Below are 26,448 nucleotides of genomic sequence, written 5' to 3' on the forward strand. Positions count from 1 at the left end.
ATCGTTTAATTGATTAAAAAACATTCGTGATCTTGCCCTGGTAGGTGAAGGTGCTGCGGGTAAAACATCTTTAGTTAATAGGTTAATAGGTAATGGATATAATGCTCATGAACCTCAAACACATGGTATTAAAATTAATAAATTGGAAGGTGAAATGGCAAGATTTTGATGTCAATATGAATTTTTGGGATTTTGGTGGGCAGGAAATAATGCATGCTACACACCAGTTCTTTTTGTCAAAACGAAGTTTATATATTCTAGTTCTTGATGGACGAAAAGAAGAGAAAACAGAATATTGGTTAAAGCATATTGATAGTTTTGGTGGAGAATCTCCGATATTAATTGTGATTAATAAAATTGACGATAATCCTTCATTTGATATTAACCGTAGATTTTTACAAGAAAAATATAAGAATATTATTGGTTTTTATCGTGTATCTTGTGCGAAAAACCAAGGTTTTTCTGAACTTCAACAAGGTTTAATTGAATCACTAAGTAAGGTTCAAGTATTAGGAATGCAATGGCCAACTAGTTGGTTTAATGTTAAATCATATCTTGAAAATATATCTGATCACTATATTTCATACGATAAATATAATAAAATTTGCTTGAAAAATAAACTTGAAGACGAAGAAGTAAACGAAACATTATTAGATTTTTTACACGATTTAGGTGTGGTATTACATTTTAAAGATTTTGGTTTATTAGATACTCATGTATTAGAACCTGAATGGGTAACTCAGGCGGTATATAGAATTATTAACTCGAAGTTACTATCGGATAATAAAGGGTTACTCAAACTAAGTGATTTGAATGAGATTTTAAAAGCAAATCCAAATGATAAATTTTCATATCCTAAGAGTAAGCACAAATATATTGTTGAATTAATGCTAAAATTTCAATTATGCTATCAGGTTACATCTGGTTCATTGCTTGTTCCTGACTTGTTAGAAGTACAAGAACCTGAAATTAATTTTGATTTTAGCTCAGCTTTATCATTCGTTGTATCATATGATTTTTTACCAAAATCGATTATATCTAGATTGCAGGTTGCTTTAAGTAAGGATATTTTTGATAGGAAACAGTGGCGAACAGGCATGCTTATAAAGGATGATGCAATTGGTGCGACTGCAATTATTAAATCTGATAATAGAGAGAGTAAGATTTATATATGGATTAATGGCGCGGCAAGACGAGAGTACTTAGCTGTTATACGTCACTTAATTAAAACAATTAATTATTCATTCAGTAAACTAAAACACACGGAACAAATTCCGTTACCAGACAATCAAGATGTTTTAATTAGTTATGATCATTTGCGAAAATTAGAAGATATGGGGAAGAAAACTTATTTTCCTGATGGTGCTAATAAAGAATATAAAGTTAGCTCTTTATTGGGGAATATATATATTAATAATGAAAATGAAGAGATGCTTTTAGAAGTTTTAAAAAAATTAAAATCAGACAATGATTCACAAGAAACATTAGCAAAAAAAGCAAATGATATTATTCAATTGCAACCTAATTTCTTTGGCATTGGTGTTAATGTTAATGCGCTAATAAGTAAGGTATTCCCAAACAGCTAACAAATGCATCAACACGATTTGCTACATTCGGCATTCTAGGTTTCTTTGAGTTTACCGCGTTAAGTGGTAAATTTAGGCTTAATCTGCATGGTAGCAAACGTGTTATGCAGGCGTTATGTCAAAAGGAGGTAATGGTGAGCCACAAATGTTCGGAGTGTGGATGGTCTGATAAACCAAGTCATAAAAAATATTATACTAAGAGAGGCTTGTGCAGACCTACTTGTTCATTGTGTAATCCTTCGTTAGAGCAAAAAGTAAAAAGTAAATTCAAAAACTTACCTCATCGACTTGTGTATACTTTTTTTTATGGATACGGTGCTCGCCCACCAGTTGCTTCTATCCCATATGTTGTAGTGTTGTTTTTTTTATTAATGTATCTAGTACCTAAAAAGGTTATAACTTTTTTAGGTGAAGATGTTGTGCTTCTTATTGTTTGGCTAATTTCATTCGTATTACTTAGCTATGGAAGCATGAGGTTTTCTAAACTATTAAAAAATAGAATGGATAATAAAGAGAAGTATTCTTGGTTGGTTCTCATATTTTATCTGCCGTTAATAATTATCATCTCGGTGTGGGTATATTTATCAACACATAGATATTGACATAACAATCGCATCAACACGATTTGCTACACTCGGCGTTGTCGGTTTTTCTTTAGTTTCAGTGATTAAGGCGTTAAAATTCAGCTAGGTCTGCAAGTAGCAAACGTGTTATGCAGGCGTTATACATATTAGGGGAACAAAATGGCTTCGTATGTTTTTACTTGGAATCCAGAGCGTTGGAATTGGTTAGATCTTCAAAACGCAATTTCACTTGTTGCAAATGGTGAAGAGTATATCTTTAAGTGGAGTAGTGGAAATACAAAGAAAATTGTACCAGGAGATACTTTCTTTCTACTTAGGCAAGGTGAAAACCCAAGAGGAATTATTGGTTTCGGAACTGTAGTATCTAAGTCATATGATTTCCCTCATTGGGATATAGATAGGGCTAAAAATGGTGATGTTGCTCCTCGGAATGATTTATCGTTCAAAGTGTTATCTGAATTACCAATTATTCCTCTATCGGATTTAGAGTATCGTTTCCCTGAATATAATTGGTCTCCAAGAGTTGGTGGCTTATCACTCTATGATGATATTTCACATATTATATCTTGTGAGCTTGAAAGCCTGATTACGAATAAAATACTTGAAACTAAATACACAGAGGGAGGCACTAGAAAAATTACGATTACAAAGTATGACCGTAGCCCTCAAGCTCGTGAAGATTGTATTCAGGAATGGGGGTATGCCTGTAAAGTGTGTGGTTTTGATTTTGAAGCTGCTTATGGTGAATATGGTAATGGATATATAGAAGTTCATCATTTAAAGCCAATTTCTAGTTATTCGGAGGTGCATGAAATTTGCCCAAAAGAAGATTTGAGACCTGTTTGTGCGAATTGTCATCGAATGCTACATAAAACTAGAAATACACTTTCAATTGAAGAGCTAAAAAAGCACTTGCTTGCTAGATCGTAACAATAACCGACACACGCTTACCGTTTAAAAACTCACTCGGACTCAGAAAATTTAATGCCTTTCTAGGTCTCGAATTAATCAAAAACTCTGCCTGTTTAACCTCTTTTGCAGCAAGTTCTCCAATGGCCATTCCCTTTGGGAAAAAACGTCTTAGTAAACCATTGGTATTTTCATTCAAACCTCGTTGCCAGGAATGGTAAGGTTTAGCAAAATAAATGTCACAGTTCAGATGCTTAGCTATCTTAGCATGACCCGCAAACTCTCCGCCATTATCAAATGTGATTGTTTTGCAAAGCCCTTTAAAGGGCTTCATCATGCGATTTATCCCACGAGTGACTGCTTTTTTGGACTTGCTACGTACTTTGCAGGTAACTAATAGCTTAGATACTCGCTCTACCATCGTGACTAAATACCCATCTTGACCATAAACAGTATCACCTTCCCAGTGACCAATCTCTGAGTTATCGTCAACAATAGTAGGCCGAAGAGAGATATCAGCGCGGTTGGGAATTAGTCTTGCGCCAGCTTCTACACCTTTACGCTGTTTGTATTTTTTACCTTTTCGAGCAAGCATCCTTTGCCAACACTCTCTTTTGACTATATTGTAAATTGTACTGCAACATATTGTATTTTCTATTTTCTATTTTTTCTTTACGCATTCGTCCAGATATTTGCTCGGGACTCCAACCAAGTTGCAGGTATATTTGAATTATTTTCTTATTCTTTTTGTTGCATTTTGTGTGCTTAATTGAAAGTGTTCTTTTTTGAAAAGCATGCCTATGCGCTTGCTCGGCACAGTAACTTCCAGCAGGACAACGTCGTAACTCCCTTGAAATGGAGCCGTTGCTCCGTTTTAATTTTTGTCCTATTTCACGAGCAGAAATACTATGTGTATTCCAAGCTTCAATCTGGTATCTTTCACCCAGTGTCAGTTGCTTATATTGGTGTCCCATGGGATTACCTTAGTTGATTGTGTGAGAGCTTGAAGCTTATAGGCAACTGACTCTCTAATCTATACCAAAGTGTGTCGGTTATTCTTGGGATCTAGGCTTAAAGAATATGTATAACAATCGCATCAACACGATTTACTACACTCGGCATCCTCAGGTTGTCGGGTGTTTCTCGTTTTAAGGCGTCAATTTTAAGTATAATTGCATAGTAGTAAACGTGTTATGCAGGCGTTATGTGTTTCCGATGGAAATAGGCTTGTTTTGTCGTAAATCTTCAATACGTTGATTGCTCAATATGTAACAATTCAGACTTATTATTAGATTAAACAATTAGTTGAGAGTAAAATGATCCGACAGTATACTTCGCAAGATATCAATTCAGTTTTAGATATTTGGCTTACCTCTTCAATTAAAGCGCATGATTTCGTGCCAGCTGAATTCTGGGTGTCACAAGTTGATAATATGCGTGATATTTATATTCCTGCATCTAAAACTTACGTGGCCGGGCTAGACTCAAAAGTCGTTGGATTCTATTCCTTGTATGAAAATATGCTAGCTGCAATTTTTGTATCACCAGAGTATCAAGGTAAAGGGATTGGTAAACAGTTAATTGCCCATGCCAAAGAGCAATGTCCAGTACTTACTCTAAATGTATATACTGAAAATGTAGCAAGCTATCAGTTCTATTTATCTCAAGGTTTTACTGTAGTCAGTGAGCAAGGGTGTGAACATACAGGGCACATGGAATACACAATGAATTCAAACACATAACAAATGCATCAACACGATTTGCTACATTCGGCATCCTAGGTTTCTTTGAGTTTATCGTATTAAGTGGTAAATTTGGGCTTAATCTGCATAGTAGCAAACGTGTTATACAGGCGTTACACGAACTAAAGATCGCAGTTTTTTGGCTCAGTTCAGCGATTGAGCCGTTAGTTTTTTAGGTGTGAAAGTAAGGTGGGTTTCCTTTTTCTTTGTTGCCTTTTAATATTCGTTTCATCTGGTTCGGAAATTGACCATTATTGCCAAAAGTTCATGGGTTTCAGAAACCAATTCACGCTTCAATTATTCATGGTTTTGCCTCATTTCAGTTTGCATCAGTGTTTTTCTCGCAGCATTTTCAATCCCAAGTGTGGTTAGGATATTTGGTTTATCAGTTCCAAACTTGCTGAATCAAAGCCGTACAAATGGTGTAAGAAAAAGGGATTGTTTCGTTTCACAGTTATTGCTGTTGATTGGATATTTTGCTCGCTAAATTGAGCCAGTCTAATTAAACTCAGTTTACAGTAAATCTTGGTAAATCAGTTCTTTACCAAGTTAATAGAAGCGTTGACAAAGATCGTGTAACAAAGCAATCAACACGATGCTAATTACACTCGGCGTTTGTGGTTTGAAGTATAATTGGTTTGGAAAGTAAGTCGTTCGCACGTGTTATTGCGGCGTTATGTGTTTTTACGGGAATGATAGGTTTAATGGAGTAATTATGGTTTTAATTCAAACGGTTGAAAGTAACTCAACGTATTTAACTGAATTGTATCAATGGTTTGAAAGTGAGTGGGATGACGTTGAACCACTGGCAACAACAAAGAATGGAAAAGTAATTCCAAATCCTATTATTGCCTTAGAAAATGGTGAATTAATTGGTGGTTTAGTTTTTACTCGTTTTCTATCTCCAATTACTCAAGAGCAGGCAGCTTGGGTTAATGCTGTCTTTATTAAACCTGAAAATCGTAAGCAAGGAATTAGCTCACAATTGATTAATCATGCTGAAAAAATGGTTAGTGAAATGGCTGAACCAGAGTTGCTGGTTTTTACTCATATTTCTGCATTGTATTCAAATCTAAAATGGACAGTAATTGAAACGGTCGATGATCATTTCGTACTTAAAAGTTCATTGGTTCAATAAGAACACACATAACAATCGCATCAACACGATTTGCTACATTCGGCATTGTAGGTTTCTTTGAGTTTACCGTATTAAGTGGTAAATTTGAGCTTAATCTGCATAGTAGCAAACGTGTTATGCAGGCGTTATGTTCTAGTTTGAGGGATATATTTTGGCAAAATCTGGTTTAGAATTCGAATTTTTAGTTCGCTCGATTTACGAACAAGTTTTATCGCAAGAAGATTTTAACAATATAGTAGTGCAACATGATGTTAAGAAAGAAGGTCGCTCAGGCCAGAGACATCAAGTAGACCTCTACTGGGAATTTGAGGTTGCGCATACGGTGCATAAGGTGGCAGTTGAGTGTAAAGAATATAAAAACTCCGTATCAATTGGAAAGATTCGCGATTTCTATGGCGTTCTTGAAGACCTAGGGAATACCTCAGGTGTTTTTGTAACAACAAGTAATTATCAAAAAGGAGCCATAACTTACGCAAGAAACAAAGGAATCCAGCTTAAAGTAGTTGAGACGCAGAATGATGACCGAATTGATACTTATACTACAAATATTAATATGAATAATCTTTACAATGTTAAGGCTAATCCAAAGTTAGACATAGATTGGTTAATTGATGTGGCTGGAATTGAAGAAGGTACGCCTATTCATATCGAAGCACCAACAGATCAATTACTACTGTTAGATTTACATGGGAATCGGTTAGATTCATTCTATGATTTAGAGTGCAAGCTTCCTAGGATGAGTGTGAGTAGTGAAAATTTAAAACATTCGTATCAGTTTACTGATACATTTTTGACATGGCCTAATACCTCTTTCCCTCCTCTAAAAATAAAATCAGTAGATTATACCTACGACGAGATAGTAAATACTACTAGTTCGGTTAGTCGATTTAAGGTGGTTGCTGAAAAGTTATTAAAGGATGTCATGAGTGACAAATTGTTTTTGTTTAACAAAACAGTCGAGCCTCTTCATGAACATAACAAACAATTTAAGAGTGACTCCTAACGCGTGGCGGTTTCATTCCGGTTTGAATTTTGTGTTTACGGTGCAATGGCTTAGTTTGGGTGTTATAGCGTTGTCGCACCTTAATTGGGCGTTATGAGTTAAGGCTAAATAAGGAGTAATTTATCAATCATCTATTATCGAGATCTGCTGAGTTAGAAAAAGAACTTTTAGTTTTCCTTGCTTTAGCTCCTTGTAATATGTCTGAACGAGTACGTGTCAGCAAAATTATGTGTAGTATTGCATTTGAACATGCAGAAAGCGCAAAAATATTATTAGCGTCTGGAAATTATACCTCGGCATCAGGTCTTGTTCGATTGCAGTATGAAGCTTTTGTAAGGGGTATGTGGTTACTTTATAGTGCTTCTGATGTAGCGGTATCAAAATTAATGTGTGAACTTACTGCTGAATCAGCTCATAAAGCAAATAAACTACCGATGCTAAGTGAAATGTTAACTAAACTTGAAGGTAAGGCTCCCCAAGAAGCTTTGGATATGCTTATTGAATTTAAAGAATACTCTTGGAAACCATTAAGCTCTTTTGTACACGGCGGAATACATGCGGTGAACCGACATAATAAAGGTTATCCAATTCGCTTTCTTGAGCAAATGTTGATTATTTCTAATGGGGTATCAATTATGGCTGGAATGTTATTAATTATTTTACACGGCGGCGGTGAACATATTGGTAAAATCCCTCCTATCCAGCGTCGATTTGCTGATTGTTTACCAAAACCGAAAGTATAAACTCATAACAATCGCATCAACACGATTTGCTACATTCGGCGTTCTAGGTTTCTTTGGTTTTACCGTATTAAGTGGTAAATTTAGGCTTAATCTGCATGGTAGCAAACGTGTTATGCAGGCGTTACACGAACTAAAGATTGCAGTTTTTTGGCTCAGTTCAGCGATTGAGCCATTAGCTTTTTAGGTGTGAAAGTCGGGTGGATTTCCTTTTTCTTTGTTGCCTTTTAGTTTTCATTTCATCAGGTTCGGCAATTGACCATTATTACCAAAGATTCATGGGTTTCAGAAACCAATTCACGCTTCAATTGTTCATGGTGTTGCCTCATTTTAGCCTGCATCAGTGTTTTTCTCTCAGCATTTTCAATCCCAATTGTGGTTAGGATATTTGGTTTATCAGTTCCAAACTTGCTGAAACCAAATTGTACTAATGGCGTAAGAAAAAGGGATTGTTTCGTTTCACAGTTATTGACGTTGAAATGATATTTTGCTCGCTTAATTGAGCCAGTCTAATTAAACTCAGTTTACAGTACATCTTGGTAAATCAATTCTTTACCAATTAAAGCGAAGCGTTGACAAAGCTCGTGTAACAAAGCAATCAACACGATGCTATACACTCGGCATTCGTGGTTTGAAGTGTAATTGGTTTTGTAAGTCGGTCTTTCGCACGTGTTATTGCGGCGTTAACTGTCTTCGGTAGAGGTGTATTATTAAAATTTATATTTATTTAGGCGCTATTGCATTTGTTTCATTATGCGTCGTATTTTTTGCTCCCATAAATGAGTTATTTAAGGGTGTTTCAACTATTCCCTTTATCGGGGCATTACTTGCAACTATTTTTCAACTTATTCGTGATAATGCAAATCACGAACGTAATAAAGAGTTAAACTTACAAAAGGAAAACCTTTCGTTAGTATCATCCTCTCATATGGCAAATACTGTTTTTGATAAACAAGCAGAATTCTCCGATAAATATGTGAGCCTTGTCTTAAAGGCGTTTAATCAACTCAGAGTTATAGACGATTCTGACGAGGCACATAGTTTTGCGGCGGAATTGACAATATTAAGACTTGAATATATGAATTGGTTAACTGAAGAAATTGATAGTAACTTGGAAATATTTGAGCGCCAATTAAGAAAGTTAGGTGCTAATTCCCTATATAGCAAAATGCCAAAAAATAATGGTACGAATCAGAAGCACAGGGATACTGCCGTTGAAGAAATGTATGAAATTCATTCAGCCTTGACACTTGTGCTTGATAAAAATACGCATAATCATGAAGCCTCCTTGATTGCATTATCAAAAAAAATGAGATTAATCCTTGGTGTCGAAGATCTTGCTCATCATAAAAATAAGATTCTCAAGCATTCTGGGATTGACAGTTAACAAAGCAATCAACACGATTTACTACATTCGGCATTCTTAGTTTGTCTTTAACTTCAGCGATTAAGGCGGTAAAATTCAGCTAAGTCTATGTCGTAGTAAACGTGTTATTGCGGCGTTATGGTGCCGAATCATCCTTAAAAATTGATTACTTTATCGCATTTTATTTCGTGATTTTGATGTAGAGTGATATAAAAATTAGGAGGGTGTTTTCATGGATCAAGCTGATTTTATACAACTATATTTAAAACAAAAGGGTGTAAATACATATCTTACTGAACCTTATCCGACACTCTTAAAACTGGTTAAGAAAAATCCTAAACCACGCCTATTCGAATCTCCATTTAAATTATTCCTTTTACAAGCCGTATTTGGTTCAGTTATGTGGGGGGTATTTATGTGGTTAATAGTTTGGCAATTCCAAGGATTCTCTATTTATCAGTTATATGCTTCCATCTTTTTTGGTGTTGCAACGGGTCTTCTTTTAGCAGTTAGTGTTTCAATGACTCAAAAAAGGTTAAATATATCAAGCTGGGATAAATGGCTGAAAGATAATCACTTTGATTAAGCACCATAACAATCGCATCAACACGATTTGCTACACTCGGCGTTGTCAGTTTGCCTTTAATTTCAGTGATTAAGGCAGTAAAGTTCAGCTTGGTTTGCATAGTAGCAAACGTGTTATGCAGGCGTTAGCTCTTAATCGTTTAACCCTTTGAGATATACTGTTATAATTGTTTATATATAATTTTGGAGAAAGTTGATTCTTATGAGTTTTACATTAGAAGGTAGTGATTGTATGCCGCCAATTTCAGGTGGTTATTTAATTGTTTTTCGGGGCACTGAAGAATTAACCGTAATTAGTGTGCCTTCGCCAAATTTTATAGCTGATAGATATAGAGATAGTGTTAGTGAAAATCACGATTCATTTGAAGATGATAATGGTAATGAATTTGATATTTCTATTTGCTCATCAAATGTTGGGGTTGATTGGTCTATACAAGTAACAACAACAAATGATAATTTAGAAGATGAAATCAAAGTGGAGTATCATGCCAATGAATTCTGATGATTTTCTAACTACATTTAATGATGGAATAACTCATATCAAAGCACAAGAAAAAGATGATTTTCATAATCAACTTTACTTTTCTAATGTGATTAGTTTAATGGAACAATATTTATCAAATCTATTTATATTTGAAATTACAACATATCGTGATTCTCTACAGAAGTTAGCTAATCATGATAAATTTCGTTCAGCGACTGTAACGGTACCATTTGCATTAAATAATTCAATGGACACTTATTTAGTGCGATCGATGAAAGCGTTAGTTTGGCATCGTTTGAATGATGTTGAAATGTTTTATAAAAAAGTTTTAGGTATACGATTTAATATTAGTCGTGAATTATTAAAACAATTAGAATTACGTCATGATTTAGTACATCGTAATGGTTACACATTAGATGGTGAAAAAGTTAATATTGATAATACGGATCTTGAGCGGTGTATAGAGCTTGTTGAGTCATTTATTTTTGACGTTAAAACTAAATATGCGACTGCAAAAAGCTAACAATCGCATCAACACGATTTGCTACATTCGGCATTCTAGATTTCTTTGGGTTTACCGTATTAAGTGGTAAATTTGGGCTTAATCTGCATGGTAGCAAACGTGTTATGCAGGCGTTATGAGCTAAATTAGGTACATTGGAGAATAAATGGAATATCTAAATAATCCTGCGAAACGGGTATTAAATCTCGTAAATCAGGTAAAATCTAAAAATGATAGTGTAACTATGTCTGTTGCATGGGGTGAAGTGTTTGGTTTAGATATTAATGTTGTCAAAAAAGATCCTCATGAAGTATATAGTAAACTGATGCTAGTTCGTAAAGAAATTGAGTTGCTTGAATCTTTAATGCAACAAACAAGTTTTAGTAGAAATCTCTATCAACCATATTTGGATCGAGTTAAGAGTACAATTTCAGTAAATAATCTTTCAGCGACGTGGACTAGCTATAAAAATAATTTGAGCACGGATACGATATTAGCATTAAGGTATTGTAGTGAAATACTAGAAGATGAAGATGAAGATGCAGTTGATAAAGATGAGCTGGAATCAATTTTAAACTCAGTAAGGGCATTAAAGGAAGAGATTGAAACTAGTTCGCTTTCTCCTGGAATGCATGATTTTTTAATTAGCCAACTAGATATTATTGAAAGTGCAATTCAGAGTTATCCAATTACAGGTGGCTCAGCACTCAAGAAGGCTTTTTCTCAAGGATTTACTGATTTAGCTTCGAGGGTAGATGATATTTCTGAAAGTACTGACGATGATCATGATGAAGCATCAAAAGTGGCTACGGTTTGGGGTAATTTAAAAACGGCTAGTAAAGGTATTGCTGAGACTGATCGTATGGCAAATGCACTGATTGGATTATATGATAAAGGACAGAATGTCGCTGAACCACTATTGAGTCTATTCTCTGGCTCATAACAAACGACTATGGTGTCAATAACTAAATGTTAGCGTGGTTTTTATCCCACATGACACCATCTCGTATCATTGAATTGAGTATGACAACCATCTTTCTAACACAGGCAATAATAGCGAGTTTTTTGGGTTTTCCTTCAGCGACGAGGCGATTGTAAGTCAGGGCAAGATCACGAATGTTTTTTAATCAATTAAACGATCGATTTGACGATCAGATTTACCTGTGATCATATACCTCCTTTAACGAGGAGAATTCGATGCACATTGACCATTTTAAAGAACACTTTCATGAAATAACAGACCAAAGACAAGGTGCAAAAGTAACCTATTGCCTTTTTGAAGTTCTATTCGGCTCAATGTGTGCTGTTATTGCAGGAGCAAAAGGCTGGTTTGATATTAGAGAATACATTCTTGGTCATCACGCTTGGTTTGAACGTAATGGTATGTTTTTAAATGACATTCCTGTCGATGATACGATTGCTAGGATTGTTTCAAATATTGAACCAGAGCAATTTCATCAATGCTTCGTCTCTTGGATGTCTTCAGTGCATTCTTTAACTCAAGGCCAAGTCGTTGCTATTGATGGCAAGACACTTCGTGGCTCTTATGATCGAGACGACCGCTCAAGTACTATCCATATGGTGAGTGCTTACGCCTCTTCAAACAAATTGGTTTTAGGGCAGTTAAAAACAGAGCAAAAAAGTAATGAAATAACAGCTATTCCAGAGCTTATTAAGATGCTTGATATTAAAGGCGCATTAGTGACTATTGATGCCATGGCATGCCAAACGGCAATAGCCAAAGTCATAATAGATAAGGGCGCAGACTACTTATTAGCAGTAAAAAACAATCAAGGCTCGCTACGCAAATCTGTTGAAAAAGCATTTTCAAATCAACGCTCTACAGTAAACAAACTCATTAACCTTGAGCAAGGTCATGGCCGTATTGAATCACGTCAAAGTTATGTATTACCAAGTACAGCTCTAGAAGGTAACTTTTCTCGTTGGAAAGGCTTAAAAAGTATCATCATGATTGAAAGCTTTCGTGCCATTAAAGGAAAACAGCCCAGTCTAGAATATCGTTATTACATTAGCTCAAAAGAATTAAGTGCAGAGCAAGCAGCAGTGGCGGTCAGAGAGCATTGGGGGATCGAATCAATGCACTGGGTACTCGATGTCAGCATGAATGAAGATGCTTGCTCTATATTCAAAGATAATGGTGCCGAAAACCTTTCCTGCTTACGACACATGAGCTTGAACATGCTCAGAGCTGAGCCCACAAAACTGAGTATCGTGGGTAAACAAAAGCGATGCATGATGAATACTTCAATGCTTGAATCTGTTTTAACGGCAGGTTTTTTCTCAGAGGTTAAAATTTAACCACTCATGCGGTTGCCCTGCTTCACCTACCAGTAGAACCTTAACTTCATTTAAGGTTGTAGCATTTTTATCTTTATCTTTAAAATAAGCTTTAACGGCTCTATTACCATTTTGAATTATTTCTATTGGCGGCTCTGATAATGGCGCATCACACAATGCTATTCCCGTATAGTTACGACTATTAGTGATGGATACATTCAATCCCATATCAAAAACTTCAGGATCGATTCTCTCTACAACACAATCTCTAAAAATTTCAAAATATCTTAAATTTATTAATTTTGTAAATTCTTTTGGTATACTAGTGATTGCCGCTTCATTCATATAAAGAGTTACTAACTGGTCCAATTCAAAAAGCTCACTTGGCATAACAGCTTCAGTTACATTAGGTATTGATAAAAAAGTAACCCTTCCATCATCATTTAAGGCATACGCGGCATATGTATATTTAACTGATTTTCTTTTAGGTATCCTTATCCCAAGTTTTTTTCCTAGGTCTAATACTATTTTTTCATCTATATTCAAAATTTCATCCTTAATATAAAAATTGACAGCTAACGCCTGCATAACACGTTTGCTACTATGCAGATTAGGCCCAAATTTACCACTTAATACGGTAAACTCAAAGAAACCTAGAATGCCGAATGTAGCAAATCGTGTTGATGCATTTGTTATGCATTACAGGCCACCAGTTAAATCCAAGTAGTTCCCTGTAGAAAATGATGATTTGTCTGAGGCTAACCAATAAATGGCTTCTGCAACCTCACTTGGTTCCCCGCCTCTTTGAAGTGGAATTATACTTTTTAACCTTTCGATCCTCTCTGGCTCTCCACCATCAGCATGCATATCAGTATGAATCAGCCCAGGACGAACACAATTAACTCGGATACCTTCAGATGCAACTTCCAGTGATAAACCTTTCGTTAAAGTATCAATTGCTCCTTTCGATGCTGCATAATCAATATATTCGTTTGGTGAGCCTGAACGAGCAGCACCAGAAGAAACATTAACAATTACGCCACCAAAACCACCATTTCGTGTCGACATTCGCTTTACTGCTTCTCGACAGCATAGAAAATAACTTGTGACATTATTAGTAAGTATTGAGTTGATTCGTTCGGCACTCATATCTTCTAAGCGTGATTGCTTTTTTAAGATCCCTGCATTGTTAACAAGAATTGATATTGCACCTAATTCGCGGTCAACAGTGGAAAACATTCGGATCACATCATCTTCGCAAGAAACATCAGCTTGAACAGTAATGCACTTTCCACCCTCAGCCATTATTGATTGAGCTAATTTATTCGCTGAGTCTGAATTGGATTTATAATTGATGCATACAGCGTAGCCTTCTTTCGCAAAAAGTTGAGCCGTAGCCGCTCCAATTCCTCGCCCGCCACCTGTAATAATTGCCACTTTTTGAATACTCATAAATCAATCCTTATATTCTGAGTTAAGGGAATGCATAACGCCTGCATAACACGTTTGCTACCATGTAGGCTTAGCTGAATTTTACTGCCTTAATCACTGAAACTAAAGGCAAACTGACAACACCGAGTGTAGCAAATCGTGTTGATGCGATTGTTATGTGTGTTCTTATTGAACCAATGAACTTTTAAGTACGAAATGATCATCGACCGTTTCAATTACTGTCCATTTTAGATTTGAATACAATGCAGGAATATGAGTAAAAACCAGCAACTCTGGTTCAGCCATTTCACTAACCATTTTTTCAGCATGATTAATCAATTGTGAGCTAATTCCTTGCTTACGATTTTCAGGTTTAATAAAGACAGCATTAACCCAAACTGCCTGCTCTTGAGTAATTGGAGATAGAAAACGAGTAAAAACTAAACCACCAATTAATTCACCATTTTCTAAGGCAATAATAGGATTGGGGATTATTTTTCCATCTTTTGTTGTAGCTAGTGGTTCAACATCATCCCACTCACTTTCAAACCATTGATACAATTTAGTTAAATACGTTGAGTTACTTTCAACCGTTTGAATTAAAACCATAATTACTCCATTAAACCTATCATTTCCGTAAAAACACATAACGCTGGCATAACACGTTTATTACCATGCAGACCAACCTGAATTTTACCGCCTTAATCACTAAACCTAAGGCAAACCCAGAACGCCGAATGTAATAAATCGTGTTGATGCGATTGTTGTGCGTGCTTACTTTCGGCTTGGTCAACTTGGTAAAGAACTGCCCTGCCAAGATTTTCTAAGCACTGATTCTAATTTACCGATAGCAATTAAGCGAACAAAATGTTCTTAAATTGCGAGATAAAGTGAATGGAAAACCAATGCATTTCTTACACCATTTGAACGGCTTGGTTTCAGCTAGTTTGGAACTTATAAACCAAATATCCTAACCACAATTGGGATTAAAAATGCTGAGAGAAAACACTGATGCAGACTAAAATGAGGCATAACCAAAGAACAATTGAAGCGTAAAAATGCCTCTGAAACGCCTGAACTTGTGGAAATAAGGGCTAATTTGCCGAACCTGATGAAATGGAAAGCAAAAGGCAACAAAGAAGAAATTTACGCTTACTAAGCCGAAACTACGAAAGCCGCGATCCTTTTGATGAACCGTGCAAAAAATTTCGGACTCAGTACGCACAACGCCGCAATAACACGTTTATTACTAGGACGATTTAACTGAATTTTACTGCCTTAAACACTGAAACCAAAGACAAACCGACAACGCCGAATGTAATAAATCGTGTTGATTGCTTTGTTATATTCATTTATCAATGCGCTGCTTCTTTTGCGATCTTATCCACAAAATCAGTATTTTTAATTTTATACTTTGCAAATACCGATAACGCCTTAACTTTAAAATCATTTTTATCGCCAAACTTAAATTTTTCTCTTTGTTCTAGAAAAACATTAAAATGGTATAGTAAATCTACCGATAAAAAGACTATGTCTTTAGATTTAGCTTTTGAGACATGATAAATACTAGTGCCTTCAATTTTTTCAACTCGCCCAATATCCAACTTGCACACTCTTTTCCATTGGGAACTTACATTATGCACAAAATGACGTTGATCAGAGCTAGGTATAGTTCTTGTTTTGTAAAGCTCGATAAGTAACGTATCAAACACGCTAAAATCCAAGTCTAGTGGACCACTAAAACTATCATTCTTATCAACACCTATTTTTGATTTTTTCATACTCTGAAACTACAGAAACCAAATAAGATCCCATGATTTGAGAGAGATACTCAGCCTCTTTGTAAAATGCATTCTTAACCTTATTTTCTCTTTTTATATCAAGGGATAGGCTAGCTAGAAAACCAAATAAAGCCCCAACAAAAGCACCAATTAATGCCCCAAAAATAGACCAAAAACCATCATTTGACAGCCTTTGTATTAATACCTCGATCATTTTACTTACCTCAATGAATATAACGCCGCAATAACACGTTTACTACGACATAGACTTAGCTGAATTTTACTGCCTTAATCACTGAAACTAAAGGCAAACCTACAACGCCGAATGTAGTAAATCGTGTTGATTGCTTTGTTATATCGAGAATGCTAACTTACTATTTTCTTTGACATATTGTAGCCAGAAATAGAAAAACCAACCTCTTGATACAACTTTAACGCTCTTTGGTTTTGATACGCAACTCGTAACTTTATTTGCTCAATACCAATCGATTTCAATTGTAACTCAAGAGCAGTAATTGCCAATTTCCCATAACCATTATTGCGGCAGTTTGGAAAAATAAAGAAGTCATAAATAAACGTCGATGCATCATTTGCGTTAATCGAGTGCCACAAATAACCAACCAATTCTGAACCTGATTCAATGCACAATAATTCATGGTCATTAGTTTCCAAACCATTAGGAAAACTACGAAGAAGATCCTGATTAGCCAATTCGAGCGCCCTATCCATTGAGTGACCATAGTTTTCAGCGATTTCACGGCTATAATCATCAATGAAATAATCACAATACGCAGGATATTCATTTGTGGTCATTGGTCTAAGCTGAATCATATTTAATCCTTTAAAACGATGTACTTAAAAAAACGATATAACGCCTGCATAACACGTTTACTACTATGCAATTATACTTAAAATTGACGCCTTAAAACGAGAAACACCCGACAACCTAAGATGCCGAGTGTAGTAAATCGTGTTGATGCGATTGTTAGGCGCTTTCTTTCGATGATACGTAATCCACACCAGACTTAATAAATTGTCTAAATTCAAACTCAGTCATTTTATTATGTCCGGCATCGTAGGCATCATATTTACCTCGAATCTGATTATAAATTGACTCAGTGCAAAAGAAGACAAAAGAACCATTTAAAAACCGTTTTACTCTACGAGCTGAATCTGGAAGAGATTTACCTTCATATTCATTGTACTCCCAAGCTGACAAATTATCATAAACACCGGGATAAACTTCTGTTAATTCCTGAGCAATATTGTCGTAACCAATAGAATTAGAAATTTCAAGAGGTTCAACATTATCCGCCTCAAGCCTAAAGTAATCCCACGATGGGTCAAAACCAAATGATTCATACGTTAATTTTTTAGGTTTAATTAATTCAACCATTTTTTCACTAACATGAAGAGCAATAAAACCCGATTCATGAGCTTTTGAAGCATCTATCACAGTGTGTCCACCGCCATCAGGAAAAAACATATGATTCAGGCGACTTTGATTTTGATAATTCTTTAATTACCATAATAATCGAGTCTGAATTTGTCCATGACGCTTGTTCTGGGGATCCTAATGGAAATAGTGAAGATTGAATCTCAAACCATTCCCTCAGGTTTCGTTGTTCAAAATTTCGATTTAAAGTCAACCATGTATCTAGTTCAACCAAGAATTCATGTATTGATGGACGAACATCGGGATCATTATCTGTAGCAATGACAAGTAAATCATCCAGAGACTTTAAATAAAGATCTTTATGATAATTCTTTAATCCTAATATTCCATTAGGAATATATTGTCCGTCAAAACCTCTTGCTTCTCCAGAAAGAGCAATCCATAAACTTTTTGCAAATGAGTATACGTCCGCAGCTTTTCCATCTGCTTTACTAGCAAAACGCCTCATTTCAGGTGCCATAGTAAATTTTGCACCTACGTCACGTTTGATTGGCGTTAATGATTCTCTTTCAGGGTATTTAACTAAACCAAAATCAGTAAAAACTAATCGTTCATCAAGGTGCAAAAGGTTTTCAGGCTTTATATCCCTATGAGCTATATTTCTTGAATGAAGCTCTCGTAAAGTTTCTCCCAATATAACGAAATCATCAACTATATCTAAATCTTTTACTTTTTGTTTGTATTCATCAAATGATTTCGCTAATTGTAGTGGCATAGTGAATTTGGCCACCTAATTAGAAATGATATAATCATTTCAGAATTAAATAGGTGTACATAATGACAAAACGTCCAAGAAAGAACTATAGCGCAACATACAAGTTAGAAGCCGCTCAGTTAGTCATTGAGCAAGGATACTCAATTACTGAAGCTTCCCAGGTTATGAACGTAAGTAAATCCGCGATGACTAAGTGGGTTCAGCAGCTAAAAGATGAGTTAAGTGGAGTGATGCCAGCGGCATCTCCCATCACTCCCGAACAAATAGAAATTCGCGAGTTAAAAAAGAAACTTGCTCGTCTCGAGGAGCATAATGAAATACTAAAAAAGGCTACGGCTCTGTTGATGTCAGACTCACTGAACAATTCGCATTAATAGATAAACTCAGGCAGAGCCACAGTATAAGCATTCTTTGTGAAACCTTTGGTATTCATCGGAGTAGTTATAAGTATTGGAAGGCAAAACCAAGAAATATTGACGGTGAATTATTAGAGCTATACTCAGAAGTTAAAGAAGTACATCGCATTAGTAATGGCTCTGCTGGGGCGAGAAGTATAGCAAAAATGGTATCCCAAAGAGGGATACCACTTAGCCGCTATCGTGCGACTAAGTTAATGAAATTGCTTAATTTAGTAAGCACGCAAATACCGAAGCATAATTATAAGAAAGCGGATCATGAGAGTATTATTGCCCCTAATTTATTGAAACGACAATTTGACGTTAAGCAACCAAATCAAATTTGGTGTGGTGATGTCACTTACATTTGGATTGGTACAAGGTGGGCTTATTTAGCTGTTGTTATTGACCTATTTTCACGAAAACCGATTGGTTGGTCATTGTCACTTTCACCTGATAGTAACCTTACAGCGAAAGCACTTTCAATAGCGTATGAATTACGAGGAAAACCATCAAATGTCATGTTCCATAGCGATCAAGGTTGCCACTATACAAGTTTAAAGTTCAGGCAAAAATTATGGCAATATCAAATAACTCAAAGCATGAGTCGTCGTGGTAATTGCTGGGATAATAGTCCAATGGAAAGATTCTTTAGAAGTTTAAAAAGTGAATGGGTTCCTAAGAATGGATATAAAAGTTTTGCTGAAGCAAAACATTCAATAACCAAATATATAATTGGTTACTTCAGTAATATCAGGCCTCATCAGCACAATGATGGATTACCACCTAACCTTGCAGAGCAACAATATTGGTTAGAATATAAAACGGTGGCCAGTTTTACTTGACCACTACAAATCGCATAACGAACCAAGGAGTACCTTCTGACTTACTTTCTGGTATAAATGAATCAACAAGTTTAATTACACCATTAATATTAAGTTCTCTTAATATATTTTCTTCAATTTTAAACCTTGTAAAAGTATCTGCATCAATATTCCTAAGGACTTTAAGAGCAAATTCTTCTCCATTTTTATTTTTTACTTTCCATACATCCCCATTACCACCTGCCCCTAATTTTTCAATTAACTGCCAATCACCAACCTTACGTCCCCGCTTAAATTTTAATTTGGCCATTAATTTTACCCATAAGTTAAATTTATTTACGCACACCAGCGCCTAACGCCTGCATAACACGTTTGCTACGATACAGACCTAACTGAATTTTAACGCCTTAATCACTGAAACTAAAGGCAAACTGACAACGCCGAGTGTAGCAAATCGTGTTGATGCATTTGTTATATGCTACAGACTTAGTTAACTTGATTTAGCTGCAATAAGTCCCATTTTGTACCGTATAAGTCTTTAAATACGACAACTGTGCCATATTCTTCAATACGTGGTTCTTCAGTAAATTCGACACTTTGAGCTTTCATAAACTCATAGTCACGCCAGAAATCATTAGTTTGAAGAAATAAGAAAACACGACCGCCAGCTTGATTACCAACTGATTTTAATTGGTCATCATTACTTGCTTGAGCCAATAGTAAATTTGTACCCGTTGAATTAGGTGGAGATATTTGAACCCAACGCTTACCACCGCCTAAATCCGTATCTTCGACAAGCTCAAATTGAAGTTTTTTAGTATAAAATTCAATTGCATCATCATAATTTTCAACAACTAAGGCGATGTTACCAATTCTTTGTTCGATAGGCTTATTCATTTGTGGCTCACTACAGTTCAAAAGTGGAATTCTACCCTATTTAGCTCATAAACTCATTTTTGCATATAACGCCGCAATAACACGTTTATTACTACAACGCCTTAGCTGAATTTTAACGCCTTAAGCACCGAAACCAAAGACAAACCTACATTGCCGAGTGTAATAAATCGTGTTGATTGCTTTGTTATACAAATTCATACGTGCAGCACAACGTTACCTTTTGCAACATAATGCCTTTCTTGGTTAGTTGAAGGAATAGAGTTGGTAAATTTCAAGTGATTTAGAGCGTATACGAACCTACCATAGAAAACACTATCGCCTTTACCTCTTGCAAGATTATTTAATTTCGTTCGAAGTTCTGGATATCTATTTTTTAAGTATTTTAGTGCTGGTTCATTCCAATCATTTCTAAAAATGAGAACATCCGTCCCCTGAGTTAATAGACCTCCTAAGTTTTGACCATTAAAGCAACTCAGAGCAACGGGAAGTCGAGGTCTATGGAAAACAAATTCAAAGCTACCGCTAAGCCTAGACTCTGTCCTTAAACTTAATTGTTTAGAGTACTTATTGTTCGCTAATTGACAGCAGTAAACATAAAATGCGGCAGAAGAAGAACAGGCCTTACCATTAAATACCAAATCTATTTTCTTACCACTTTTTAATGCATTCCTGAGTTCTATTTCTAATTGACTTAATAAAGAAAGCTCACCACCTCTATGTTCAAAAATGCGAACATCTAAGTTTCTATAAACTGGATCTTTTAATATACGGATAAGGTCATCAACACAGCTTTCCCCTGTCAATCTCGTATTCAATGTCGTTAAATATACTATATGCAAACCTGAATCCTCTGTATTTGTATAACGCCGCAATAACACGTTTATTACTACGACGACTTAGCTGAATTTTACTGCCTTAAACACCGAAACCAAAGACAAACCTACAACGCCGAATGTAATAAATCGTGTTGATTGCTTTGTTATATTGCCTATTGATAAACGACATGAAATCGTTCCAATACAAGAACCATGTCCTCATTAGGCTTAATATTTAACTCTGAACATTCAGCAGAAAAGAAACGCCAATGAGCTTCACGCCACCATTTTAATGAACGGTCGCCCTCGCCTTCTGCATGAGCAAACTCAGTCGTAACTTCGTTATATTGACACATTTCAACTGAATCAATTTCAATGATACAAATTGGTTTTCCATTCCAATCAACAACCACTTGTAAATGACCAACGGTTGGCATTGGTTCTTCACCTAATTCATACCAAATATTTAAGCTACAAGTTGCTGTCTTTTGACCAATTCGGATTAATTCCGCACATAAATTGGCATTATGCTCATCAGCACAGAAATAATCTGAACTGAATGATTGATACTTGTTACGCTCAATTTCAGAAAGTGAGCTTAGATACTGATCCAAGTAGATTTGAGACTGTTCTTCCATGAAATCCTCTTAACTATTTTTGCAATATAACGCCTGCATAACACGTTTACTACTATGCAATTATACTCAATATTGACACCTTAAAACGATAAACACCCGACAACCAGAGATGCCGAGTGTAGTAAATCGTGTTGATGTATTTGTTATGCACCTTTGCTGATAACTCGATACTTAAGCATTGTCTGCATACCTAAATTAGTTAATAGCCATTGTGCTTGTGGATGTTCGTTATCAATTTCAATTAATCCCAAAGCTAAGAATTGAATTCGAATCGTATATAAATCCTGCTCATTTATCAATAATGAAGTCATGTGAATATTATTACAGTCAACCTTACTAAATTGTTGCGCAGTAAATTGATTAACATCACTATCAAAAGCTTTATCTGCTATAAACGGTGATATAGCACTAAAAATTTGGCTCCACGAAACAGAATTATGCCATTTACAATATTGAGTTTGTTGCCCCATAGATCTTGCATATAAACTATACGTACCATTTATCTCAATAGTACTATCCCAATCGGCTAATTCCTCTTTTGGAATCAGTGGTTGAGATAGCTGACTTTCCTGAAGTTGCAATTGCAGTTCATCATTACGTTTTCGTAGGTTATTAATTTCAATGAGTAACTCAGGGGAAGCTGCTGAATCCCCTCTAACCCAACCAACTGCTGGAAATAATCTCATCGTTTTATTTAAACTGAGTGATACCTCTCCTGGTAATTGAGCTGCATTATCCCAAAACCTAACTAATCGACCATCACTAACCTTTGATCTAAAACTTTGGAGTTTATTATAATTATCTTCTTCTATTTCTGATTTTGAACGAGGCAGGTCATCTGGTGATTTATGCAATAAAGCAATTACTTTAATACCTTTACTCACGGCATAATCAAATTCTTTTTCGGTATAACTGAGACCGTCATCAGCCGTAGAACCATATCGACCACCAATGATAAGTAAGTAATAATCACAATCATCAATTATACGTTTAATGAACTCCCACTGTTCCTCATCTGCAGCTGGAAATAACTCCATACCAGCAGGAATACAATCCATTTCCATTAATGTTTGTAAAACTCTTTGCCTTTCTTCCTGAAGATCAACATAAGTTGAACTTACAAAAACTTGATAACGCTTATCCATATATTCTCTTCATTTATTTGATTAACCATCACCATATGGCTCTGATGCATAACGCCGCAATAACACGTGCGAAAGACTGACTTACAAAACCAATTATACTCCAAACCGCGAATGCCGAATGTAAATAGCATCGTGTTGATTGCTTTGTTACACGATCTTTGTCAACGCTTCGCATTAATTGGTAAAGAACTGATTTACCAAGATTTACTGAAAACTGAGTTTAATTAGACTGGCTCAATTAAGCGAGCAAAATATCATTTCAACGGCAATAACTGTGAAACGAAACAATCCCTTTTTCTTACACCATTTGTACGATTTGGTTTCAGCAAGTTTGGAACTGATAAACCAAATATCCTTACCAAAATTTGGATTGGAAATGTTGCGAACAAAACACTGATGCAAGTTAAAATGAGGCAAAACCATGAACAATTGAAGCGTGAATTGGTTTCTGAAATCCATGAACTTTTGGCAATAATGTTCAATTGCCGAACCAAATGAAATGAAAACTAAAAGGAAACAAAGAAGAAGGAAAACCACCCTACTTTCACATCTAAAAATCGAATGGTTCTATCACCGAACTGAGCCAAAAAACTGCTATCTTTAGTTCGTGTAACGCCTGCATAACACGTTTGCTACCATGCAAACCAAGCTGAATTTTACTGCCTTAATCACTGAAACTAAAGGCAAACTGACAACGCCGAGTGTAGAAAATCGTGTTGATGCATTTGTTATATTGCCTATTGATAAACGACATGAAATCGTTCCAATACAAGAACCATGTCCTCATTAGGCTGAATATTTAACTCTGAACATTCAGCAGCAAAGAAACTCCAATGAGCTTCACGCCACCATTTTAATGAACGGTCGCCCTCGCCTTCTGCATGAGCAAACTCAGCCGTAACTTCGTTATATTTACACGTTTCAACTGAATCAATTTCAATGATACAAATTGGTTTCCCATTCCAATCAACGACTACTTGTAAATGACCAACGGTTGGCATTGGTTCTTCACCAGATTCATACCAAACATTTAAGCTACAAGTTGCTGTCTTTTGACCAATTCGGATTAATTCTGCGCATAAATTGGCATTATGCTCATCAGCACAGAAATAGTCTGAACTGAATGATTGATACTTTTCACGTTCAATTTCAGAAAGTGAGCTTAGATACTGATCCAAGTAGATTTGAGACTGTTCTTCCATGAAATCCTCTTAACTATTTTCGCAATATAACGCCTGCATAACACGTTTGCTACCATACAGACTTAGCTGAATTTTAACGCCTTAATCACTGAAACTAAAGGCAAACTGACAACGCCGAATGTAGCAAATCGTGTTGATGCATTTGTTACACGATCTTTGTCAACGCTTCCATTAACTTGATAAAGAATTGATTTACCAAGATTTACTGTAAACTGAGTTTAATTAGACTGGCTCAATTAAGCGAGCAAAATATCACTTCAACAGCAATAACTGTGAAACGAAACAACCCTTTTTCTAGCACCATTTGTACGATTTGGTTTCAGCAACTTTTTAGCTGAAAAACCAAATATCCTTGCCACAATTTGGATTGAAAATGCTGTGAGAAAAACACTGATACAGGATAAAATGAGGCATAGCCAAAGAACAATTGAAGCGTAAATTAGCCGCTGAAACGCCTGAATTTAGGACAATAATAGTTCAATGCCGAACCTGACGAAATGAAAAACAAAAGGCTACAAAGAAAAAAGGAAATCCACCCTACTTTCACGCCTAAAAAATTAACGGCTCAATCGCTGAACTGAGCCAAAAAACTGCGATCTTAGAGTTCGTGTAACGCCTGCATAACACGTTTGCTACCATGCAGATTAAGTCTAAATTTACCACTTAACACTGTAAACTCAAAGAAAACTAGAATGCCGAATGTAGCAAATCGTGTTGATGCATTTGTTACACGATCTTTGTCAATGCTTCCATTAACTTGGTAAAGAATTGATTTACCAAGATTTACTGTAAACTGAGTTTAATTAGACTGGCTCAATTAAGCGAGCAAAATATCCAATCAACAGCAATAACTGTGAAACGAAACAATCCTTTTTCTTACACCATTTGTACGACCTGGTTTCAGCCAGTTTTTAGCTGAAAAACCAAATATCCTCGCCACAATTTGGATTGAAAATATTGCGAGTAAAACACTGATGCAGGATAAAATGAGGCAAAACCATGAACAATTGAAGCGTGAATTGGTTTCTGAAATCCATGAACTTTTGGCAATAATGGTCAATTGCCGAACCTGATGAAACGAATATTGAAAGGCAACAAAGAAAAAGGAAATCCACCCTACTTTCACGCCTAAAAAACTAACGGCTCAATCGCTGAACTGAGCCAAAAAACTGCAATCTTAGAGTTCGTGTAACGCCTGCATAACACGTTTACTACTATGCAATTATACTCAATATTGACGCCCTAAAACGAGAAACACCCGACAACCTGAGATGCCGAGTGTAGTAAATCGTGTTGATGCATTTGTTATACAAATTGTTTCGTCAAATGAACAACGTACGCATACCTTTGACCATCATTTTTCTTAATACTCTGGCAAAACTTTAACTCTAAATTAGCATTTAACCCTTTTTCAATTAGATCCAACGCATTTACTGGACTAACTAAAAGCGAATGATATTCCTCACCAACTTTCACCTTATATTCCGGAAACTTTGCTGTATATTCTGGTTCAATATCCGCAATTATAAGTGAACCATTAGGTTTCAATAAAGATGAAACTTTCTTTAAATCGAACGGATAAGGGAGAGATGTTAGGACAAAAGAAACTACGATCGCATCAAATTTTTCATCGCAGATATTCAAGAAATTATTAAGGTCAGACATTTTTGTTGTGTGTTTGAAATCCGCCATTTCTACATTTTTTTCAAATGCGGTTTTCATTTCTGATGATGCATCAACGTAATGCCATGTAACATTACTCCGATTAAAGAAATGTGCAGCAACATTGATACCTGTACCTCCACCTAAGTCGAGCACTGATGCTGAATCCAATTCATCAATAGCCTTTTTCAAGTGCTTAACCGTATTGATATGCGATTCTTTTAAAAACTGAGTATTCCGCGCATCATAATCCTTAGCTATTTCTCCATAGAATAGTGAAGCGTCTTCACGACCATAAGTTGTGGTCTTTGTCTTTCCTCTAAACACAACACCGATAAATGCAATTGCACTACCAATCGTGACAATTAAAGGTTCATAGGTAAACTCTGCCCAAGCCCAAGCGACTGAAATAAAGAATGCTAATGCTGATAATGACTGAATAATAACTTTCAAAATACTCTCTACTTAATAAATTTGTATAACGCCTGCATAACACGTTTACTACTATGCAATCATACTTAAAATTGACGCCTTAAAACGAGAAACACCC

Annotated in this window: 29 protein-coding genes and 2 pseudogenes; 14 read left to right on the top strand and 17 right to left on the bottom strand. The window is 35.8% G+C overall.

From position 1 onward, the window contains the following. Positions 1-22: 22 nt before the first annotated feature. The 3 genes from ACU5DF_RS02360 to ACU5DF_RS02370 all read left to right on the top strand — a co-directional run bounded on the left by ACU5DF_RS02360 (position 23) and on the right by ACU5DF_RS02370 (position 3,100). On the top strand, positions 23-169 hold the full coding sequence (locus ACU5DF_RS02360) for a hypothetical protein (RefSeq protein ID WP_446712466.1): 147 nt from the start codon (positions 23-25) through the stop codon (positions 167-169). Beyond that, positions 102-1,586, top strand: coding sequence for a COR domain-containing protein (locus tag ACU5DF_RS02365; protein WP_446712467.1), 1,485 nt, complete (start codon positions 102-104; stop codon positions 1,584-1,586). The genes ACU5DF_RS02360 and ACU5DF_RS02365 overlap by 68 nt, the downstream gene beginning before the upstream one ends. 743 nt (positions 1,587-2,329) lie before the next feature. Then, positions 2,330-3,100, top strand: coding sequence for an HNH endonuclease (locus ACU5DF_RS02370; protein WP_446711625.1), 771 nt, complete (start codon positions 2,330-2,332; stop codon positions 3,098-3,100). Here the strand turns inward: ACU5DF_RS02370 and ACU5DF_RS02375 are convergent. Continuing rightward, a pseudogene (locus ACU5DF_RS02375) lies at positions 3,090-4,053 on the bottom strand (IS30 family transposase). The gene ACU5DF_RS02370 and the pseudogene ACU5DF_RS02375 overlap by 11 nt on opposite strands. Positions 4,054-4,395: 342 nt before the next feature. On the opposite strand from ACU5DF_RS02375, the gene ACU5DF_RS02380 reads away from it, so the two are divergent. The 9 genes from ACU5DF_RS02380 (at position 4,396) to ACU5DF_RS02420 (ending at position 11,582) form a co-directional block, all read left to right on the top strand. Continuing rightward, a complete protein-coding gene (locus ACU5DF_RS02380) occupies positions 4,396-4,821 on the top strand; it encodes an N-acetyltransferase (protein WP_446711626.1) in 426 nt (141 codons plus the stop codon). A gap of 715 nt (positions 4,822-5,536) precedes the next feature. Continuing rightward, positions 5,537-5,959, top strand: coding sequence for a GNAT family N-acetyltransferase (locus ACU5DF_RS02385; protein WP_446711627.1), 423 nt, complete (start codon positions 5,537-5,539; stop codon positions 5,957-5,959). Between the two features lie 151 nt (positions 5,960-6,110). Then, a complete protein-coding gene (locus ACU5DF_RS02390) occupies positions 6,111-6,962 on the top strand; it encodes a restriction endonuclease (RefSeq protein ID WP_446711628.1) in 852 nt (283 codons plus the stop codon). Positions 6,963-7,189: 227 nt separating this feature from the next. Continuing rightward, positions 7,190-7,705, top strand: coding sequence for a DUF6988 family protein (locus ACU5DF_RS02395; protein WP_446711629.1), 516 nt, complete (start codon positions 7,190-7,192; stop codon positions 7,703-7,705). 925 nt (positions 7,706-8,630) lie between these two features. Next, entirely contained in the window at positions 8,631-9,089 is a 459-nt protein-coding gene (locus tag ACU5DF_RS02400; protein WP_446711630.1) for a hypothetical protein, read from the top strand. Positions 9,090-9,300: 211 nt separating this feature from the next. Next, entirely contained in the window at positions 9,301-9,654 is a 354-nt protein-coding gene (locus ACU5DF_RS02405; protein ID WP_446711631.1) for a DUF6404 family protein, read from the top strand. A 201-nt stretch (positions 9,655-9,855) separates the two neighbouring features. After that, complete coding sequence (locus ACU5DF_RS02410; RefSeq protein ID WP_446711632.1) at positions 9,856-10,155, top strand: hypothetical protein; 300 nt, start codon at positions 9,856-9,858, stop codon at positions 10,153-10,155. Then, entirely contained in the window at positions 10,139-10,660 is a 522-nt protein-coding gene (locus ACU5DF_RS02415; RefSeq protein WP_446711633.1) for a hypothetical protein, read from the top strand. Before ACU5DF_RS02410 ends, ACU5DF_RS02415 begins: the two co-directional genes overlap by 17 nt. Before the next feature lie 145 nt (positions 10,661-10,805). Further along, positions 10,806-11,582, top strand: a complete 777-nt coding sequence (locus tag ACU5DF_RS02420; RefSeq protein WP_446711634.1) for a hypothetical protein — start codon at positions 10,806-10,808, stop codon at positions 11,580-11,582. Positions 11,583-11,604: 22 nt separating this feature from the next. Here the strand turns inward: ACU5DF_RS02420 and ACU5DF_RS02425 are convergent. Beyond that, a pseudogene (locus ACU5DF_RS02425) lies at positions 11,605-11,739 on the bottom strand (IS110 family transposase); the annotation flags it as partial. A 97-nt stretch (positions 11,740-11,836) separates the two neighbouring features. Here ACU5DF_RS02425 and ACU5DF_RS02430 point away from each other — a divergent pair. Further along, positions 11,837-12,958, top strand: coding sequence for an ISAs1 family transposase (locus ACU5DF_RS02430; RefSeq protein WP_446711344.1), 1,122 nt, complete (start codon positions 11,837-11,839; stop codon positions 12,956-12,958). Here the strand turns inward: ACU5DF_RS02430 and ACU5DF_RS02435 are convergent. The 8 genes from ACU5DF_RS02435 to ACU5DF_RS02470 form a co-directional block, all read right to left on the bottom strand. After that, positions 12,941-13,483 (bottom strand): hypothetical protein, encoded by a 543-nt coding sequence (locus tag ACU5DF_RS02435; protein WP_446711635.1) that lies wholly within the window; start codon positions 13,481-13,483, stop codon positions 12,941-12,943. The genes ACU5DF_RS02430 and ACU5DF_RS02435 overlap by 18 nt on opposite strands. A gap of 153 nt (positions 13,484-13,636) precedes the next feature. Then, on the bottom strand, positions 13,637-14,389 hold the full coding sequence (locus ACU5DF_RS02440) for an SDR family oxidoreductase (RefSeq protein WP_446711636.1): 753 nt from the start codon (positions 14,387-14,389) through the stop codon (positions 13,637-13,639). Between the two features lie 165 nt (positions 14,390-14,554). After that, entirely contained in the window at positions 14,555-14,977 is a 423-nt protein-coding gene (locus ACU5DF_RS02445; protein ID WP_446711637.1) for a GNAT family N-acetyltransferase, read from the bottom strand. A gap of 746 nt (positions 14,978-15,723) precedes the next feature. Beyond that, positions 15,724-16,149, bottom strand: a complete 426-nt coding sequence (locus tag ACU5DF_RS02450; RefSeq protein WP_446711638.1) for a hypothetical protein — start codon at positions 16,147-16,149, stop codon at positions 15,724-15,726. Further along, positions 16,124-16,363, bottom strand: a complete 240-nt coding sequence (locus ACU5DF_RS02455; protein WP_446711639.1) for a hypothetical protein — start codon at positions 16,361-16,363, stop codon at positions 16,124-16,126. Before ACU5DF_RS02455 ends, ACU5DF_RS02450 begins: the two co-directional genes overlap by 26 nt. 152 nt (positions 16,364-16,515) lie before the next feature. Further along, positions 16,516-16,980 (bottom strand): GNAT family N-acetyltransferase, encoded by a 465-nt coding sequence (locus tag ACU5DF_RS02460; protein WP_446711640.1) that lies wholly within the window; start codon positions 16,978-16,980, stop codon positions 16,516-16,518. A gap of 154 nt (positions 16,981-17,134) precedes the next feature. After that, positions 17,135-17,635 carry a hypothetical protein gene (locus tag ACU5DF_RS02465; RefSeq protein WP_446711641.1) on the bottom strand — a complete coding sequence of 167 codons (501 nt, stop codon included), beginning with the start codon at positions 17,633-17,635 and terminating at the stop codon, positions 17,135-17,137. Then, entirely contained in the window at positions 17,622-18,320 is a 699-nt protein-coding gene (locus ACU5DF_RS02470) for a protein kinase domain-containing protein (protein ID WP_446711642.1), read from the bottom strand. The genes ACU5DF_RS02465 and ACU5DF_RS02470 overlap by 14 nt, the downstream gene beginning before the upstream one ends. Before the next feature lie 62 nt (positions 18,321-18,382). Between ACU5DF_RS02470 and ACU5DF_RS02475 the strand changes: the two genes are divergently transcribed. After that, positions 18,383-19,560, top strand: a protein-coding gene (locus ACU5DF_RS02475) for an IS3 family transposase (RefSeq protein ID WP_446711485.1) whose coding sequence is annotated in 2 segments (ribosomal slippage) — positions 18,383-18,650 and positions 18,650-19,560 — 1,179 coding nt in all. Because the reading frame shifts where the segments join, the coding sequence is not laid out codon by codon here. Here ACU5DF_RS02475 and ACU5DF_RS02480 read toward each other — a convergent pair. The 7 genes from ACU5DF_RS02480 to ACU5DF_RS02510 form a co-directional block, all read right to left on the bottom strand. Next, positions 19,553-19,849 (bottom strand): hypothetical protein, encoded by a 297-nt coding sequence (locus tag ACU5DF_RS02480; protein ID WP_446711643.1) that lies wholly within the window; start codon positions 19,847-19,849, stop codon positions 19,553-19,555. The two genes, ACU5DF_RS02475 and ACU5DF_RS02480, sit on opposite strands and share 8 nt — an antisense overlap. Before the next feature lie 176 nt (positions 19,850-20,025). Then, complete coding sequence (locus ACU5DF_RS02485) at positions 20,026-20,436, bottom strand: VOC family protein (protein ID WP_446711644.1); 411 nt, start codon at positions 20,434-20,436, stop codon at positions 20,026-20,028. Between the two features lie 194 nt (positions 20,437-20,630). Next, positions 20,631-21,275, bottom strand: a complete 645-nt coding sequence (locus ACU5DF_RS02490; RefSeq protein WP_446711645.1) for a hypothetical protein — start codon at positions 21,273-21,275, stop codon at positions 20,631-20,633. A 149-nt stretch (positions 21,276-21,424) separates the two neighbouring features. Next, positions 21,425-21,889: an ASCH domain-containing protein gene (locus ACU5DF_RS02495; protein WP_446711646.1), complete on the bottom strand. Its 465-nt coding sequence runs from the start codon at positions 21,887-21,889 to the stop codon at positions 21,425-21,427. A 143-nt stretch (positions 21,890-22,032) separates the two neighbouring features. Next, positions 22,033-23,034, bottom strand: coding sequence for a DUF4062 domain-containing protein (locus ACU5DF_RS02500; protein ID WP_446711647.1), 1,002 nt, complete (start codon positions 23,032-23,034; stop codon positions 22,033-22,035). A gap of 737 nt (positions 23,035-23,771) precedes the next feature. Beyond that, entirely contained in the window at positions 23,772-24,236 is a 465-nt protein-coding gene (locus tag ACU5DF_RS02505) for an ASCH domain-containing protein (RefSeq protein WP_105063886.1), read from the bottom strand. Positions 24,237-25,541: 1,305 nt separating this feature from the next. Beyond that, on the bottom strand, positions 25,542-26,351 hold the full coding sequence (locus ACU5DF_RS02510; protein ID WP_446711648.1) for a class I SAM-dependent methyltransferase: 810 nt from the start codon (positions 26,349-26,351) through the stop codon (positions 25,542-25,544). Positions 26,352-26,448: the final 97 nt, after the last annotated feature.

This window comes from Aliivibrio wodanis, assembly GCF_052920805.1.

Coding starts and splice junctions, on each gene's coding strand:
- ACU5DF_RS02500 (WP_446711647.1), bottom strand. CDS start 23,034: ATGGATAAGCGTTATCAAGTTTTTGTAAGTTCAACTTATGTTGATCTT.
- ACU5DF_RS02370 (WP_446711625.1), top strand. CDS start 2,330: ATGGCTTCGTATGTTTTTACTTGGAATCCAGAGCGTTGGAATTGGTTA.
- ACU5DF_RS02445 (WP_446711637.1), bottom strand. CDS start 14,977: ATGGTTTTAATTCAAACGGTTGAAAGTAACTCAACGTATTTAACTAAA.
- ACU5DF_RS02395 (WP_446711629.1), top strand. CDS start 7,190: ATGTGTAGTATTGCATTTGAACATGCAGAAAGCGCAAAAATATTATTA.
- ACU5DF_RS02465 (WP_446711641.1), bottom strand. CDS start 17,635: ATGTTTTTTCCTGATGGCGGTGGACACACTGTGATAGATGCTTCAAAA.
- ACU5DF_RS02470 (WP_446711642.1), bottom strand. CDS start 18,320: ATGCCACTACAATTAGCGAAATCATTTGATGAATACAAACAAAAAGTA.
- ACU5DF_RS02485 (WP_446711644.1), bottom strand. CDS start 20,436: ATGAATAAGCCTATCGAACAAAGAATTGGTAACATCGCCTTAGTTGTT.
- ACU5DF_RS02480 (WP_446711643.1), bottom strand. CDS start 19,849: ATGGCCAAATTAAAATTTAAGCGGGGACGTAAGGTTGGTGATTGGCAG.
- ACU5DF_RS02400 (WP_446711630.1), top strand. CDS start 8,631: ATGGCAAATACTGTTTTTGATAAACAAGCAGAATTCTCCGATAAATAT.
- ACU5DF_RS02385 (WP_446711627.1), top strand. CDS start 5,537: ATGGTTTTAATTCAAACGGTTGAAAGTAACTCAACGTATTTAACTGAA.
- ACU5DF_RS02430 (WP_446711344.1), top strand. CDS start 11,837: ATGCACATTGACCATTTTAAAGAACACTTTCATGAAATAACAGACCAA.
- ACU5DF_RS02420 (WP_446711634.1), top strand. CDS start 10,806: ATGGAATATCTAAATAATCCTGCGAAACGGGTATTAAATCTCGTAAAT.
- ACU5DF_RS02460 (WP_446711640.1), bottom strand. CDS start 16,980: ATGATTCAGCTTAGACCAATGACCACAAATGAATATCCTGCGTATTGT.
- ACU5DF_RS02495 (WP_446711646.1), bottom strand. CDS start 21,889: ATGGAAGAACAGTCTCAAATCTACTTGGATCAGTATCTAAGCTCACTT.
- ACU5DF_RS02415 (WP_446711633.1), top strand. CDS start 10,139: ATGCCAATGAATTCTGATGATTTTCTAACTACATTTAATGATGGAATA.
- ACU5DF_RS02505 (WP_105063886.1), bottom strand. CDS start 24,236: ATGGAAGAACAGTCTCAAATCTACTTGGATCAGTATCTAAGCTCACTT.
- ACU5DF_RS02440 (WP_446711636.1), bottom strand. CDS start 14,389: ATGAGTATTCAAAAAGTGGCAATTATTACAGGTGGCGGGCGAGGAATT.
- ACU5DF_RS02405 (WP_446711631.1), top strand. CDS start 9,301: ATGGATCAAGCTGATTTTATACAACTATATTTAAAACAAAAGGGTGTA.
- ACU5DF_RS02365 (WP_446712467.1), top strand. CDS start 102: ATGCTCATGAACCTCAAACACATGGTATTAAAATTAATAAATTGGAAG.
- ACU5DF_RS02410 (WP_446711632.1), top strand. CDS start 9,856: ATGAGTTTTACATTAGAAGGTAGTGATTGTATGCCGCCAATTTCAGGT.
- ACU5DF_RS02380 (WP_446711626.1), top strand. CDS start 4,396: ATGATCCGACAGTATACTTCGCAAGATATCAATTCAGTTTTAGATATT.
- ACU5DF_RS02450 (WP_446711638.1), bottom strand. CDS start 16,149: ATGAAAAAATCAAAAATAGGTGTTGATAAGAATGATAGTTTTAGTGGT.
- ACU5DF_RS02455 (WP_446711639.1), bottom strand. CDS start 16,363: ATGATCGAGGTATTAATACAAAGGCTGTCAAATGATGGTTTTTGGTCT.